This is a genomic window from Oleiphilus sp. HI0123, assembly GCF_001635315.1.
On sequence record NZ_LWGE01000969.1, the window covers coordinates 1 to 638 of the forward strand.

The following is a 638-nucleotide window of genomic DNA, read 5'->3' on the forward strand; positions in this document are numbered from 1 at the left end:
TTGGCAAACCCGATATCGGAGACAGAATCAGTTGCACTTATTGATGCACACGAAAGAGTGCTCGCTGAAGACTTAGTCTCTACACTTAATGTACCGCCCACAGATAACAGTGCCGTTGACGGCTACGCACTAAACCTTGATGACTTCTCTGAGGGTAAAGCCTTCTGTATCTCACAACGCATTCCTGCCGGGCACCAACCCGAGACACTTGAACGTGGCACTGCTGCGAGAATATTTACCGGCGCCTCGATACCAGCAGGAGCGAACTGCGTCATTATGCAAGAACAGGCGACAATCAATGAGCACAACAAGGAGGTAACCTTTTCCTCCCAGCCTAACGCTAAGCAAAATATTCGCCCTCGAGGTCAAGATGTTCAACAAGGCCAGGTTATTTTACAAAAGGGCCTAGTCCTTTCCCCTGCCCGCGTTGGCTTAATTGCTTCGATTGGTATTGCTAAGGTCAAAGTGTTTCGAAGACTAAAAGTCGCTATTTTTTCAACTGGAGACGAATTGGTAGAACCGGGCGATAAGCCCTCTTCTTCACAAATATTTAACTCCAACCGCTACCTACTTACCGGCATGCTCAAAAGCCTGAACGCAGATATAGTTGATCTTGGCCTCATCCCAGATCAACTCGA

At 47.8% G+C, this 638-nt stretch carries 1 protein-coding gene; it reads left to right on the plus strand.

Annotated elements, in window-relative coordinates; translation table 11 throughout:
* Window positions 1–638, plus strand: a 638-nt coding sequence (locus A3761_RS08390) for a molybdopterin molybdotransferase MoeA (protein WP_197472980.1), incomplete at both ends; no start/stop codon positions are given.